At 67.5% G+C, this 13,928-nt stretch carries 15 protein-coding genes; 14 read left to right on the forward strand and 1 reads right to left on the reverse strand.

The genetic code is table 11. The annotated features are described in order from the left end of the window. Positions 1-60 precede the first annotated feature (60 nt). On the forward strand, positions 61-273 hold the full coding sequence (locus NNX35_RS06030; protein ID WP_255765583.1) for a hypothetical protein: 213 nt from the start codon (positions 61-63) through the stop codon (positions 271-273). 81 nt (positions 274-354) lie between these two features. Here NNX35_RS06030 and NNX35_RS06035 read toward each other — a convergent pair whose 3' ends face one another. Further along, the gene (locus NNX35_RS06035) at positions 355-900 is read right to left on the reverse strand and encodes an inorganic diphosphatase (protein WP_255765746.1); all 546 of its coding nucleotides are present in this window, start codon (positions 898-900) and stop codon (positions 355-357) included. A gap of 227 nt (positions 901-1,127) precedes the next feature. Between NNX35_RS06035 and dacB the strand changes: the two genes are divergently transcribed. The 13 genes from dacB (at position 1,128) to NNX35_RS06100 (ending at position 13,903) form a co-directional block, all read left to right on the forward strand. Then, positions 1,128-2,552, forward strand: coding sequence for a D-alanyl-D-alanine carboxypeptidase/D-alanyl-D-alanine-endopeptidase (gene dacB / locus NNX35_RS06040; RefSeq protein ID WP_255867236.1), 1,425 nt, complete (start codon positions 1,128-1,130; stop codon positions 2,550-2,552). A gap of 67 nt (positions 2,553-2,619) precedes the next feature. After that, the gene (locus tag NNX35_RS06045; protein ID WP_255765585.1) at positions 2,620-3,804 is read left to right on the forward strand and encodes a zinc-dependent metalloprotease; all 1,185 of its coding nucleotides are present in this window, start codon (positions 2,620-2,622) and stop codon (positions 3,802-3,804) included. Between the two features lie 6 nt (positions 3,805-3,810). Further along, positions 3,811-4,974 (forward strand): tRNA lysidine(34) synthetase TilS, encoded by a 1,164-nt coding sequence (gene tilS / locus NNX35_RS06050; protein WP_255867237.1) that lies wholly within the window; start codon positions 3,811-3,813, stop codon positions 4,972-4,974. 38 nt (positions 4,975-5,012) lie between these two features. After that, the gene (gene hpt, locus NNX35_RS06055) at positions 5,013-5,564 is read left to right on the forward strand and encodes a hypoxanthine phosphoribosyltransferase (RefSeq protein WP_255765586.1); all 552 of its coding nucleotides are present in this window, start codon (positions 5,013-5,015) and stop codon (positions 5,562-5,564) included. Between the two features lie 188 nt (positions 5,565-5,752). Beyond that, positions 5,753-7,837, forward strand: coding sequence for an ATP-dependent zinc metalloprotease FtsH (gene ftsH / locus NNX35_RS06060; protein ID WP_255765587.1), 2,085 nt, complete (start codon positions 5,753-5,755; stop codon positions 7,835-7,837). Between the two features lie 69 nt (positions 7,838-7,906). Continuing rightward, on the forward strand, positions 7,907-8,521 hold the full coding sequence (folE, locus tag NNX35_RS06065; RefSeq protein WP_255765588.1) for a GTP cyclohydrolase I FolE: 615 nt from the start codon (positions 7,907-7,909) through the stop codon (positions 8,519-8,521). A 7-nt stretch (positions 8,522-8,528) separates the two neighbouring features. Continuing rightward, entirely contained in the window at positions 8,529-9,434 is a 906-nt protein-coding gene (gene folP / locus NNX35_RS06070) for a dihydropteroate synthase (RefSeq protein WP_255867238.1), read from the forward strand. Positions 9,435-9,438: 4 nt separating this feature from the next. Then, entirely contained in the window at positions 9,439-9,840 is a 402-nt protein-coding gene (gene folB / locus NNX35_RS06075) for a dihydroneopterin aldolase (RefSeq protein WP_255867239.1), read from the forward strand. After that, a complete protein-coding gene (gene folK, locus NNX35_RS06080; protein WP_255867240.1) occupies positions 9,837-10,328 on the forward strand; it encodes a 2-amino-4-hydroxy-6-hydroxymethyldihydropteridine diphosphokinase in 492 nt (163 codons plus the stop codon). The genes folB and folK overlap by 4 nt, the downstream gene beginning before the upstream one ends. A 4-nt stretch (positions 10,329-10,332) precedes the next feature. Then, on the forward strand, positions 10,333-10,851 hold the full coding sequence (locus tag NNX35_RS06085) for a DUF3180 domain-containing protein (protein WP_255765592.1): 519 nt from the start codon (positions 10,333-10,335) through the stop codon (positions 10,849-10,851). After that, positions 10,844-11,356, forward strand: coding sequence for a PH domain-containing protein (locus tag NNX35_RS06090; RefSeq protein ID WP_255765593.1), 513 nt, complete (start codon positions 10,844-10,846; stop codon positions 11,354-11,356). The genes NNX35_RS06085 and NNX35_RS06090 overlap by 8 nt, the downstream gene beginning before the upstream one ends. After that, entirely contained in the window at positions 11,353-12,996 is a 1,644-nt protein-coding gene (locus tag NNX35_RS06095; RefSeq protein ID WP_255867241.1) for a PH domain-containing protein, read from the forward strand. Before NNX35_RS06090 ends, NNX35_RS06095 begins: the two co-directional genes overlap by 4 nt. After that, a complete protein-coding gene (locus NNX35_RS06100; protein ID WP_255765595.1) occupies positions 12,983-13,903 on the forward strand; it encodes a Rossmann-like and DUF2520 domain-containing protein in 921 nt (306 codons plus the stop codon). Before NNX35_RS06095 ends, NNX35_RS06100 begins: the two co-directional genes overlap by 14 nt. The last annotated feature ends 25 nt before the right edge of the window (positions 13,904-13,928 follow it).

A 13,928-nucleotide genomic window follows, 5' to 3' on the forward strand; every position in this document is an offset into this window, starting at 1 on the left:
GATTTCCGGGGAAAACAACCGAATCCGGTTGTGGCGCGCCCTAGCGGTAGAGTCGGGCGCATGACCAGCCAAGACCAAGCGCCCAGCCCGGATCGCCGCCCGCTGCTTCGCCTGCTGTTCGGAGCGGGCGTTGTCCTCCTGGGCGCGTGGGCGGCATGGCTGACGTCCAGCTGGATTGTCCTTGCGGCAGCCGTACTGGTGGCGGTTGTCCCGGCCAGGACCCACGCGGGAGACCTGCGCGCCTGGGCACGGCGCAAGGCACGCGGCAACTGACATTGCCGGGTTAAACGCCGACGGCGGCCACCCCCGCGAAGGGTGCAGCCGCCGTCGTACCGGCAGGGCCGGTAGGAAGAACTAGTTGTTGACGGGGTTGGCGTCGACGTCGCGGCCCTGGGCCTCGTCCTCTTCGTGGCCTTCGCCGTGTGCCTTGAAGCGCTCCAGGGAGGCCCTGACCTCGGCTTCGGCGTCTTCGCGGCCGGCCCAGTCAGCGGCTTCAACCCACTTGCCCGGCTCGAGGTCCTTGTACTTCGTGAAGAAGTGCTTGATCTCGTCGAGCAGGAAGTCGGAGACGTCCGAGAGGTCCTGGATGTGGTTGAAGCGCGGGTCCACGGGAACGCAGAGAACCTTGGCGTCTCCGCCGCCGTCATCAACCATGTTGAACACGCCGATGGGGCGGGATTCCACCAGAACGCCGGGCATCAGGTCGAAGTCCTGCAGCATTACCAGCGCGTCCAGGGGATCGCCGTCCTCACCGAGGGTGTTCTCGAAGTACCCGTAGTGGGTGGGGTAGGCCATGGACGTGAACAGGACCCGGTCCAGGCGGAGGCGGTGGGTTTCGTGGTCAATTTCGTACTTGACCCGGGATCCCTTGGGGATCTCGATGGTGACGTCGAGCGTCATGGGCGTTTCGGACATTGCGACTCCTCACTGGCGTGGCCCGCGGAGGAACCACTGGAAAGATTTGGCTGGCGATCATGCGCCGGCATGCCCCGCGACCGGAAAGATGGGGGCGGGCGCCGGCGTCGGTCTAGTCTTAAAGATATATGTCCTGTGCACAGAACGTGTGCAGGGCCGGAACGGGCCGGGTAAGCCGGCGGAAAAGAAAGAGTCGGTGGGACATGTCTCGGATGTTCTCCGGCACTCTGCTGGCCCTGGCCTTCGCAGTGCTGCTGGTTCCGCTGGCCTGCTATGCCCTCCCGCCGGTTGCCCAGTCCTTGACCGAACCGCGGCTGCAGCGCGCCGAGGTGGTTCCGCGCTACCAGCAGGCACCCGTGAAGCTCACGGACAGGGCGCTGGTGTCTGCTCCGAAGGTGTCGGACCCGATGCCGGATGCGGAGCAGTTGGGGCGCCTGCTGGACGCAGAACTGGCCGTGGACGGCAGCGGCACCTTCTCCGCTGTGGTGCAGGACGTGCTCACCGGCACGGTGCTTTATGAGCGCGACGGCGCCGCCGGGCTGGCCCCCGCCTCAAGCCTCAAGGTCCTGACTGCCGCCGCGGCTCTGTCCGCGATGGACGGCGGGACACGCTTTCCCACCACCGCACTGCCGGGAGAGGACCCCGGCACGGTGGTCCTGCGCGGAGGCGGCGATGTGCTGCTCACCGCTGGAGAGTCGGATCCCGATTCCGTGGCGGGCCACGCCGGGCTGGCCACCCTGGCCGAAAAGACCGCCGCGGCGCTTGCCGACAAGGAAACCGCAGGCCCAGTGAAGGTGCTGGTCGATGATTCGCTGTTCACCGGCCCGGCGCTCTCGGACGCGTGGGGGGAAGCCGACGTCGCGGCCGGGGAGATCGCCCCGATCCATTCCCTTGCGGTGAGCTCGGCGTGGGCAGAGGAGGGCACCGGGCCTGGGCCCCGCGTCGACGACGCCGCCCTGTCCGCCGGTGAGTCCTACCGCGCCGCGCTGGCTGCCGCCCTGGCACCCAAGGGCATCGACGTCGAGCTGTCTGTTGAACGCGGCGCCGCTCCGGCAGATGCTGTTGCCCTCGCCGAGGTCCGTTCCGCACCGCTGGCCGAACAGGTCGACTACATGCTGCTGAACTCGGACAACTACCTGGCGGAGGTACTGGCCCGGCTCAGCGCCGCTGCGACGGACCGGGAGGCATCCTTTGCCGGGGGAATCGAAACCGTTGTCGCCGAAGTGACCGCCCTTGGCGTGGACACCGGAGCAATGGTGCTCGGGGATACCAGCGGCCTGTCCGGTGAAACCTCAGTGTCCGCCTCGCAGTTGAACTCGCTGATGCGGATCCTCCTCACCAGCACCAGCACCGACCCCGATTTGCGCGCTGTGGCGGGCGGGCTGCCCGTTGCGGCCCTGAGCGGAACGCTGGCCGGGCGGTATGACGAGACCGCCGATTCCGGAGCGGCGGGAATTGTGCGGGCCAAGACGGGAACCCTGCTGGCGGTCACCGCGCTGACCGGGTACGCCGCCGACGCCGACGGCCGGGTATTGGCCTTCACCTTCATAGCCAGCGGCCTGGACGGAAACACCCAGCAGGCACGGGACGCGGTGGATTCCGCCGCCGCGGTGCTGGCCGGATGCGGCTGCCGCTGACGAAGCAAGGACGGTTCCTTCCCCCGAGGTGGTGTGGTGCCGGAAGCCAATGTGGTCGAATGGAGCAATGGAGAGCAACGAGCGAAGCCGTCCGACCCCCGTCCCCGCGCCTTCCGCCCCTGCAGGGCAAAATACCGACGCCCACCCGTCTGCCGGCGGGGCGCCGTCCCTGGTGAACTGGGACCTGGCCGCTTCCACCGCTGCGGCCATGGTGGCGCCCGGACCGAAGATGTCCGCCCGCGAGATCCGCGACGCGGTGGCGGACCTGCGGGCCGCCGCCGACGCCTCCGTTGCGCACGTCCACCGCATCACCGGCCTGGACGCCGCCCGGGACCTGCGGGATTCGGACGTGCTGATTGTGGACCGGGCATCCTGGGCCCGCGCCAACTCGCAGAGCTTCTCGGTGCTGATGGGCCCGGCCCTGCAGCACCTGGCCGAAACCCGGCCGGAACAGCTGGCCGCCGCCAACACCGCACTGGGCGGAACCATGACCGGCGCGCAGCTGGGCACTATCCTCGCCTTCCTCTCGAGCAAGGTCCTGGGCCAGTACGATCCCTTCGCCGCGCTGGGCGGTGTCGGCAAACCCGGCGGGCGGCTGCTGCTGGTGGCCCCGAACATCGTCACGCTGGAACGCGAACTGAACGTGGAACCCGCCGACTTCCGCCTCTGGGTCTGCCTGCACGAGCAGACGCACCGGGTGCAGTTCGCCGCCGCTCCCTGGCTGCGCGGGCACATGCTGGAGCAGATCAGCCAGCTCTCCAACGGCATGATGGACAAGGCGCAGACCATTTCCGAGCGGCTGGGCTCCGCCGTGAAGGCGCTGGCAGCACCCAAGGGCGGCGTGGACGCCGACGGCGTGCCGCACAAGTCCGTGGACCTGCTCTCCCTGCTGCAGGATCCGGAGGACAAGGAACGCCTCTCGCACCTGACGGCCGTGATGTCGCTTCTGGAAGGCCACGCGAACGTGGTGATGGACGCCGTGGATGCGAGCATCGTGCCCAGCGTCAAGACCATCCGGCAGCGGTTCAACAACCGCGGCGCCAAGCGCACCTGGATTGACCGCTTCTTCCGCCAGATCATGGGGTTGGATGCCAAGATGCGCCAGTACAGCGACGGCGCGCGCTTTGTCCGCGCCGTCACCGACCGGGTGGGCATGGAAGGCTTCAACCGGGTGTGGGAGCGCCCCGAAAACCTCCCGACCGAAGCGGAGATCCACTCCGCAGACCTATGGATTGCCCGGATGGGACTGTAACCGCACGTGCTCGACGAAAACTCCAACGACTCCAACAACTCCAACAACCCCGCCTCCACAGCGGACACCGCGGCACATGCCGCCGCCCGGCCCGCGCCGCGGGTGCGCAAACGGCTCCTTCCGACGCTGGGGGATGCCCGGAACAGCATCCGTGACACCCTGCGCGACGCCGGCCTGGCCCCGGGCGGAGACCGTCCGCCGCTGATCCTGGTGGCCTGCAGCGGCGGGCCCGACTCCCTTGCCCTGGCGCTGGCCGCCTCGTTCTTCTCCCGGCGGGGGGACTACCGGGTGGGCGCCGTCGTCGTTGATCACTCCCTGCAGCCCGGCAGTGCAGACGTGGCCGCCTCTGCGCGGGGCAAGCTGGAAGGGATGGGCCTGGAACCCGTCCTCGTGCGGAAGGTGGAAGTGCCGGCCTCCGGCATGGGGCCCGAAGCGGCAGCGCGCACGGTCCGTTATGCCGCCCTGGACGCCGCAGTGGAGGAACTGGAGGCCGACGCCGTCCTGCTTGGCCATACCCTTGATGACCAGGCCGAGCAGGTGCTGCTGGGCCTGATGCGCGGTTCCGGCACCCGGTCCCTGGCCGGCATGCCCGCTGTACGGGGAAAATACCTGCGGCCCTTCCTGGGCCTGCGCCGGGAACAGACGGTCGAGATCTGCGAGCATGCCGGGCTGGACCCCTGGCACGATCCCAGCAACCGGGATCCCGCGTACGCCCGGTCCCGGGTCCGTACCGAAGTGCTGCCGTTCCTGGAAGAAAAGCTGGGCCCCGGCATCGCCGAAGCCCTGTTCCGTTCCTCACGTATCCTCTCCGCCGACGCCGACTATCTGGACGCCGTCGCGGCGCAGGCCTTTGCGGAGCTGCGCGTCGCCGGTCCGGCCGGTGACGTCCCGGATTCCGGGGAGCTGCTCCTGCCCGAAGAGCAGCTGCGGAACCTTGCCCCCGCCGTCCGCCAGCGCGTATTGGCCCTCGCCGCGCTCGAACTCGGCGGTGCCCAGCCGAGCTACGAGCGCCTCGCGGCGGTCCAGTCGCTGCTGCGGCGAACCGGGTCGGCGGGACCCGTCCAGCTGGTGGGGAAAGTCAGCGTCTACCGCCAGCCGCGCGCCAAAACGGTTCACCACGGCGGCTCAAGCTATGGCAATCTTGTGTTTAGGAAAAAGAGCAGCACCTAACATCCAAAGCTGCAACACCTCGCACCCGGGAGTCATTCGTGGATTCACACGACGTCCAGTCAGATCTCAAGCACGTTCTCTACACCAAGGAACAGATCCAAACCCGGATCAATGAACTGGCGGCCGAAATTGACCGCGACTACGCCGGCCGCGACGTCCTGCTGGTTGGCGTGCTCAAGGGAGCCGTGATGGTTATGGCTGACCTCTCCCGCGCCCTGCACAGCCACGTCACCATGGACTGGATGGCAGTGTCCTCCTACGGCTCCGGCACGCAGTCCTCCGGCGTCGTGCGCATCCTCAAGGACCTTGAGACGGACCTGCTCGGCAAGCACGTGCTGATTGTCGAGGACATCATCGACTCCGGCCTCACGCTCTCCTGGCTGCGCACCAACCTGGAATCCCGCGGACCGGCCAGCGTGGAAATCTGCACCCTGCTGCGCAAGCCGGAGGCAGCCAAGGTGGAAATCGACGTTAAGTATGTCGGTTATGAAATCCCCAACGAGTTCGTGGTCGGTTTCGGCCTGGACTTTGCAGAGCGGTACCGCAACCTGGACTTCATCGGCACCCTCGCGCCGCACGTTTACGAATAACGGTTTCCGGCCCCGTTCCTCCCCGTCCCCGACAAGGGACCGTCACGGATGCAACGCTCTACGCCCTGAGGGAACTAATCCCTTCCCCTGACCGTGTTCTTCTGAGGGACGGTGTATAGCTAGTAGGTAAATTCCGCGCATACCAGCGTTGTTGACCAGGAGGGACGGGGCATTAGCCCTGACGACGAATGAAATCCAAGAACTTCTTCAAGGGGCCGGTCATTTGGATCGCGCTGGCATTGGCCGCTCTTTTGATCCTTGTGCCGAGCCTTACTGCCACCAGGGCCACGCAAGTGGACACCAAGGAAGGCATAGAGCTTCTCGACCAGGACAAAGTCTCGCAGGCGAAGATCTATGACGGCGAGCAGCGGGTCGACCTGACATTGAATGACAGCGGCGTTGATGACAAGGGCGTCACTGACGTCCAGTTCTACTTCAGCACTGCGCGCGGCGAGGAAATAGTCCAGGCGGTCAACGATTCCGGGGCAAACTACACGGACCAGCCGGTGCAGACCAACTGGTTCACCAGCTTCCTCGGATTGTTCCTGCCGTTCATCATCATCGGCCTGATTTTCTGGTTCCTGATGTCCCGCATGCAGGGCGGCGGCTCCCAGGTCATGAAGTTCGGCAAGTCCAAGGCCAAGCTGACCAACAAGGACATGCCCCAGGTAACCTTCGACGACGTCGCGGGCGCCGACGAAGCCGTCGAGGAACTCCACGAGATCAAGGAATTCCTGCAGGATCCGGGCAAGTTCCAGGCCGTGGGCGCAAAGATCCCCAAGGGCGTGCTGCTTTACGGCCCTCCCGGCACCGGCAAGACCCTGCTGGCCCGCGCCGTCGCCGGCGAGGCCGGTGTGCCGTTCTACTCGATCTCCGGCTCGGACTTCGTTGAAATGTTCGTAGGTGTGGGTGCCTCCCGCGTCCGCGACCTCTTCGAACAAGCCAAGTCCAACGCCCCTGCCATCATCTTCGTGGACGAGATCGACGCCGTCGGCCGCCACCGCGGCGCCGGCGTGGGCGGCGGAAACGACGAACGCGAGCAGACGCTGAACCAGCTGCTGGTGGAAATGGACGGTTTTGACGGCAACACCAACGTCATCCTGATCGCTGCCACCAACCGGCCCGACGTCCTGGACCCGGCACTGCTGCGTCCGGGCCGCTTCGACCGCCAGATCGGCGTCGAGGCACCCGACATGCAGGGCCGCCTGCACATCCTGCAGGTCCATGCCAAGGGCAAGCCGATGGCTCCCGGCGTGGATCTCGAAACCGTTGCCCGCAAGACGCCGGGCTTCACCGGTGCGGACCTGGCCAACGTGCTCAACGAAGCGGCGCTGCTGACCGCCCGCTCCAACGCGGACCTCATTGACGACCGCGCACTGGATGAGGCCATCGACCGCGTGATCGCCGGCCCGCAGAAGCGCAGCCGCGTGATGAAGGAACTGGAACGCAAGATCACCGCCTATCACGAAGGCGGACACGCCCTGGTGGCTGCGGCACTGCGGAACACGGACCCGGTCACCAAGGTGACCATCCTGCCGCGCGGCCGGGCACTCGGCTACACCATGGTCCTGCCGCAGGACGACAAGTACTCGATCACACGCAACGAGCTCCTGGACCAGCTCGCCTACGCAATGGGCGGCCGCGTCGCCGAAGAGATCGTCTTCCACGATCCCTCCACCGGGGCCTCCAACGACATCGAAAAGGCCACGTCCACGGCCCGGAAGATGGTCACCCAGTACGGCATGAGCGAGCGGATCGGGTCGGTCAAGCTCGGCTCCGGCGGCGGAGAGCCGTTCCTGGGCCGGGACATGGGCCAGGAACGCAACTACTCCGACCAGGTGGCCTATGTGGTTGACGAGGAGGTTCGGCGCCTGCTGGACAACGCGCATGACGAGGCGTACCAGATCCTCACCGAGAACCGCGACGTCCTCGACCGGCTCGCGTTGGAGCTGCTGGAGCGGGAAACCCTGAACCAGGCGGAGATCGCCGAGGTCTTCTCCGATGTGCGCAAGCGCGATGTCCGCGAGGTCTGGCTGTCCAAGCCCACTCGCCCCGTCCACAGCATGCCGCCGGTGGTCTCGCAGAAGGAACGGCGCCAGGCCAAGGAAATCGGTGCCCCGGATCCGGCCTCGGTTGCTCCGCAGGACCAGATTGCCGACGCCGACCTGCCGCAGGACTTCGATGTGTCCAGCAATGGCCTGCCCAAGGGCAGCGGGAACGGCAGCCATCCCGGCCGGAGCGGAAGCAACGGCAGCACGCCCCCCGAGGCGTAGGTCCGGGCGGCCCTGCGGGGCCGCCCGGCATAGCCGGGGAACGAAGTACCGGCGCGATAGGATCGACCAGTGACGGATTTCGATGATGAACTACTGACCGCCGAAGCGGCAGCGGATTCCCCGGTGGATCAGCCAAGGATTGAACGGGCGGTCCGGGAAATCCTCCTCGCGATCGGGGAGGACCCGGACCGCGACGGTTTAAGGGAAACCCCCAGCCGGGTGGCCAAGTCCTATACCGAGATCTTCAGCGGCCTGCACCAGAGCCCCTCGGACCTGCTGGCAACCACTTTTGACCTGGACCACGAAGAAATGGTCCTGGTCAAGGACATTCCCTTTTATTCCACCTGTGAGCACCATCTGGTGCCGTTCCACGGCACCGCGCACATCGGCTACATCCCCTCCCACGAGGGCAAGGTGACCGGCCTGTCGAAGCTCGCCCGGCTGGTAGACATCTACGCCCGGCGGCCCCAGGTCCAGGAGCGGTTGACCACCCAGATCGTGGACGCACTGATGACCAATCTTTCCCCCCGCGGTGCCATAGTGGTTATTGAATGCGAGCACCTGTGCATGTCGATGCGCGGGGTGCGCAAGCCAGGCGCCAAGACCGTGACCTCGGCGGTGCGCGGCCAACTGCGCGAGACAGCAACCCGGGCCGAAGCAATGAGCCTGATACTAGGACGATAGGACCACCATGGATTCACTCGCTGCCGCACCCGGCACAGGACCGGCAACCTCCCCGTTGCCCGTACTGCGGCCCGCCCGCAAGGCGCGCAGGCTTTCCGACCTTCCCACTGACCGCACCCTGGTTATGGGTGTCCTCAACGTCACGCCGGATTCCTTCAGCGACGGCGGGCAATTCGCCGATACCGACGCGGCAATCCGTGCGGGGCTGAAGATGCACTACGAAGGCGCCGACATCATCGACGTCGGCGGTGAATCCACCCGGCCGGACTCCGTCCGCGTCTCCCCGGAAGCGGAGCAGGAGCGGGTCCTGCCCGTGGTCGAGGCCCTCGTCCGTGCAGGAGCCCTCGTCAGCATCGACACCATGAATGCGGCCACGGCGGAAAAGGCGATTGAGGCCGGCGCCGCGATCATCAATGACGTGTCCGGCACCGAAACCGATCCCGGGATGCCCGGGCTTGTTGCCCGTACGGGGGTCTCGTACATCCTTATGCACAGCCGCGGCAACGTCCGCAGCGATGACCCCAACGCCAGCTACGCCGATGTGGTCGAAGAGGTGGCAGCGGAAATGCTGAAGGTCCGTGACCGGTTCTACGCCGCCGGTGCGGCCCCCGAACAGATCATCCTCGACCCCGGACTGGGCTTCTCCAAGGACGGCGAACACAACTGGCAGCTGCTGCGCGGAATCGACCGTCTCAACGCCTTGGGCCACCGCGTCCTTATCGGTGCATCCCGCAAGCGTTTCCTTGGCTCGCTGCTCACCAGCTACGGGAAGGCGGCCCAGCCGCTGGAACGCGACAACGCTACGGTCGCGGTGACTGCGCTGGCGGCATCCGCCGGCGTCTGGGCCGTGCGCGTGCACAACGTGCCGGCCAGCCTTGATGCCGTAAAAGTCGCCGCGGCATGGAAAGCGTAGCCGGATGCTGAGCACCGGAGTTTCCGGAACGGCCCCCGGAACACGGGACCGGATCACGCTGAGCGGCATCACTGCCACCGGTTTCCACGGTGTCTTCCCCCACGAGCGGCGGGACGGCCAGCCCTTCGTTGTGGATCTGGTCCTGTTTACCGATCTGCGGCCGGCCGCGGCCACGGATGACCTGACCCTGACGGCGCATTACGGCGAGGTTGCCGAACGCGTAGTGCAGATCATCACCGGGGACCCGCTGAACCTGATCGAGGCGCTGGCGGGCCGGATTGCGGACGCCGTCCTGGCTTCCTTCTCCGTCCTTGCCGCAGTTGAGGTCACGGTGCATAAGCCGAAGGCGCCGATCACGGTGGAATTCGGCGACGTCGCGGTGACTATCCACCGGGAGCGCGCATGACTGCCGTCCATTGCGTCCTTGCCCTTGGAAGCAACCTTGGCGAAAGCCGGGACACCCTCTCCACGGCGGTAGCGGACCTGGCCGACCATCCGCAGGTACAGCTGAGCGCCGTATCCCCCGTGGTCCGCACACGTCCGGTCGGCGGCCCTGAACAGCCCGACTACCTCAACCTCGTGGTGGCGATCGAAACCGAACTCGAACCGCACGCCCTGCTCGCGCACTGCCAGGCCGTCGAGGCACGCCACCACCGCGAACGCATTGTCCGCTGGGGCCCGCGGACCCTGGACGTCGACATCATCACGTACGGGGACCTGCGGCTGGACGAGGAGGACCTCACCATTCCGCACCCCCGTGCCGCCGTGAGGGCCTTTGTCCTGCAGCCCTGGGCCTGGATGGAACCCGACGCCCGGCTGGACTCAGTGCCCGTGGCCGAGCTGGCCGCCCGTGCCGAGGACCTCCCCGGACTCGAAGTCTTCGAAGGAGAATGAGCCCGTGAGCAGCATCCAATATCGGTGGCTGGCCGTCATCGGCCTCGCTGCCGGCGTTGTGGGCTGGACGGCGAACTACTTCCTGTCGGAAAACGGCTATCCCGCACCCGTGCTGAGCTCGGTGGCGTTGGTGGCCATCATCTTGGTGACCGGCGCCACCCTCTTCCTCGGGCTGCGGGTGCGCAGTTGGCGCAACGGCCGGCGGGACCGGGAGCTGGACCCCATTGCCGCCGCCCGCACCGTTGTCCTGGCGCAGGCACTCGCCTACGCCGGCGCCCTGCTGCTCGGCTGGCATGCCGCCATCTTCCTCACCCAGCTGCCCCTGTGGTCGCTGCGGCCGGGTCACGCCGGCACCTGGTCCTCCCTCGCCGTCAGCGTAGGCGGGATCCTGATGATTGCCACGGGGCTTACCGTCGAGCGGTTCTGTAAGCTGCCCCCTGTCGACAAGGACGGCACCGGGTCCGAGCCCGGCCCAGGAGGCGGCTCCGGAGATGGAGCGGGGGATGGAGGAGAATATGCCTAGCGAGGCAATCGACCCCGCAGCAGTGCAGTGGCAGCGCGTCTCACCGAAGTACCTGCGGCTGAGGCTGCTGAGCTGGGGCATTGAAACCGTAATCACGCTGGTGGTGACCGGCCTTCCGCTGGTGCTGCGCCTCACCGGAATCTGGCCCGGATACCCGGCGTGGCTGGCGTGGGGGCTGCCCATCTTCTTTGCCGTAACCCTGCTGTGGCGCGGGATCCTGCTTCCCCGCCAGGTCCGTGCCCTCGGTTACGCCGAACGCAACGAGGACCTGCTGCTTCGACGGGGCATCTTCTTCCAGCGCACCCTGGTGGTTCCCTATGGCCGGATGCAGTACGTGGACGTGGCAGTGGGACCCCTGGAACGGGCCTTCGGGCTGTGCACGCTGAAACTCCATACCGCCGCCCCGGGCACCAACGCCGGCATTGCCGGACTGCCGGCTGACGAGGGTGCCCGCCTGCGGGAGCATTTGTCCGCCCGCGGCGAAGCGCAGCTGGCCGGACTGTGACCGCCGGCGCCGCCCGGGGGCCGGGCAAGGACCCCGAAACCGCCGGCATCGATTCGGTTATCGAGACGGAACCCGAGTGGAAAAGGGTGCACCCGGTTTCCCCGCTGGTCCGCGGCTGGATAGCCCTGGCCGCCCTCGCCTATTTCGTGGGCAGGGACCAGGTTGAGTCGTGGTTTACCGACGGCCGCATGGACCTGCCCGCCGGTACGGCACTGTTCTGGACGGTACTGGCCCTGGGGATCGCCCTGGTGGTGATCGCCGGCTCTTTCTTCCTCTCCTGGTGGGTTACCCGCTACCAGCTGACCCATGACCACATCCGCGTGCGTTCGGGTGTGGTGGTGCGCCGCCAACGCCAGGCACGGCTGGACCGGGTGCAGGCCATCGACATCGTCCAACCCCTGCTCGCACGGATCTTCGGGCTGGCCGAACTGCGCTTTGAGGTAGCCGACGCCGGTGAGTCGGCAGTGCGCCTGGCTTTCCTTCGGCTGCCGGATGCACAGCAGCTGCGGGCGCGGATCCTCGAGGACGCCTCCGGCCTCGAGGAAAAACAGTCCGACGGCGGCAACGGTGCCGGCGAGGCAACGGTGCCGGGAGAACGGCAGGTGCTGGCACTGTCGGCCGGACGCGTGATTTCCTCCGTCCTGCTGTCCGGGACCACCGTCTTCCTGATCCTGGCCGTTGCGGGAGTAATTGTCCTGACGTCGCTCACGGGCGAGGCCGCCTCCATTGCGGCCATGGTCCCGATCATTTTCGGTTTCGGCAGTGCGTACTGGGGCCTGTTCAGTTCCGGCTTCAACTTCCGTGCCTCCGTGTCACGGGAAGGTATCCGGATCCGCTCCGGACTGCTGGACACCCGCACGCAGACGGTACCGCCGGGCCGGATCCAGGCCCTGGCCGTGCGGCAGCCGCCGCTGTGGCGGATCACCGGCTGGTATTCGATCTCCGTGAACGTTGCAGGGTACGGAGTCGGCGCCGACAGTGAATCCTCCGCGCGCACCCGGCTGCTGCCCGCGGGTACCCCGGAAGAGGTCCTGCAGATGCTGGCCCTGGTTATCCCGGATCCCGGTACCGAGGATCCGGTGGGAGTGTTCACCGCAGGGATGAACGGGACCGGCCCGGCAGCGGGCTTCACCGTCTCACCGCGGCGTGCCCGCTGGCTGTCCCCGCTTTCCCGGCGCCGGAACGGCTACCTCGTCACGGAGACGGCCATCCTGTCCCGGCACGGATTCCTGTGGCGGTCGCTTCAGGTGGTTCCGCACAGCAGGACCCAGTCCCTTGCCCTGGAACAGGGCCCGGTGGCCCGCCGCCTGCGCCTGGCAGACCTGGTCCTGCACTCCACACCCGGCCCGGTTTCCCCTCGAGTGGTGGAAATCGATGCGGACACCGCCCGGCAGCTGCTCCACGAGCAGGCGCTGCGCGCCCGGACCGCCCGCCGCCGGGACCTCCCGGAACAGTGGCTGCGCGGAACCGGTCCGTCCCTGGCGAAGTCCGCGCCTGCCGCCCCGGCCCCGATGCCGGCTCCGGCCCCGGCCCCGCCGCCCACCTCTGCCAACCCGCCGCCCACCCCTGCCAACCCGCCGCCCACCGCGGTGATGCCGCTACCCGTCTCCAAGGAGGAGCCTCCCCATGAACACCGCTGATTCAGCCAGCGTCGAAGAACGCCGGCGCCGCGGCCGGCTGGGAGTCGGCGTCATCGGTGCCGGCCGGGTCGGTGCCGTCCTGGGTGCTGCCCTGCGCGCGGCCGAGCACGCCGTCGTCGGGGTTTCCGCGGTGTCCGACGCCAGCCGCGAACGGGCGGAAAACCTGCTTCCCGGAGTGCCGATCCTTGAGATACCGGACATCGTGGAACGCTCCGAACTCGTCCTGCTCGCCGTTCCGGACGATGCCCTGGGCCCGCTGGTCTCCGGACTGGCGAAAACCGGCGCTTGGCAGGCGGGACAGTTGGTAGCCCACACGTCCGGGCGGTTCGGCACGGAAATCCTTGCCCCGGCGCGGGCAGCGGGCGCCATTCCCCTGGCACTGCACCCGGCCATGACCTTCACCGGGATGAGCCTGGACCTGACCCGTCTGGCGGACTGTTCCTTCGGCATCAGCGCCCCCGCCGCCGTCCTGCCGATCGCCCAGGCACTCGTGGTGGAGATGGGGGCCGAACCGGTGGTCATCGACGAAGCGGACCGCGTGCTCTACCACGCGGCCCTCGCCCATGCCTCCAACCACCTGGTCACCCTGGCCTCTCAGTCCACGCAGCTGCTGGCAGGCCTCGGCGTCGAACATCCGGACCGGCTCCTGGGGCCGCTCATGCGCGCCTCGCTGGAGAACGCGCTGGCCTCCGGCGAGGGTGCCCTCACCGGCCCGGTGGCCCGGGGCGATGTCGGCACCGTATCCGCACATACCCGCGCCCTTGCCCAGGCAGGCGCGGAGGACCTCCGCGCCGCCTACGCCGCACTCTCCGCCGCGACGGCCTCCCGGGCCGTTGACCGCGGACTGCTCACCCCCCGGCAGGGTGAAGCCATCCTGGCCGCCCTCCGGGACCCGCAGGAACCCTGAACATCCGAACGAACCCCCATAGAAG

Origin of the sequence: Arthrobacter sp. zg-Y844 (assembly GCF_024385465.1) — a bacterium.
Taxonomy (GTDB): Bacteria; Actinomycetota; Actinomycetes; order Actinomycetales; family Micrococcaceae; genus Arthrobacter_B.

Coding starts and splice junctions, on each gene's coding strand:
- NNX35_RS06030 (WP_255765583.1), top strand. CDS start 61: ATGACCAGCCAAGACCAAGCGCCCAGCCCGGATCGCCGCCCGCTGCTT.
- NNX35_RS06035 (WP_255765746.1), bottom strand. CDS start 900: ATGACGCTCGACGTCACCATCGAGATCCCCAAGGGATCCCGGGTCAAG.
- dacB (WP_255867236.1), top strand. CDS start 1,128: ATGTTCTCCGGCACTCTGCTGGCCCTGGCCTTCGCAGTGCTGCTGGTT.
- NNX35_RS06045 (WP_255765585.1), top strand. CDS start 2,620: ATGGAGAGCAACGAGCGAAGCCGTCCGACCCCCGTCCCCGCGCCTTCC.
- ftsH (WP_255765587.1), top strand. CDS start 5,753: ATGAAATCCAAGAACTTCTTCAAGGGGCCGGTCATTTGGATCGCGCTG.
- folP (WP_255867238.1), top strand. CDS start 8,529: ATGGATTCACTCGCTGCCGCACCCGGCACAGGACCGGCAACCTCCCCG.
- folB (WP_255867239.1), top strand. CDS start 9,439: ATGCTGAGCACCGGAGTTTCCGGAACGGCCCCCGGAACACGGGACCGG.
- folK (WP_255867240.1), top strand. CDS start 9,837: ATGACTGCCGTCCATTGCGTCCTTGCCCTTGGAAGCAACCTTGGCGAA.
- NNX35_RS06090 (WP_255765593.1), top strand. CDS start 10,844: ATGCCTAGCGAGGCAATCGACCCCGCAGCAGTGCAGTGGCAGCGCGTC.
- NNX35_RS06100 (WP_255765595.1), top strand. CDS start 12,983: ATGAACACCGCTGATTCAGCCAGCGTCGAAGAACGCCGGCGCCGCGGC.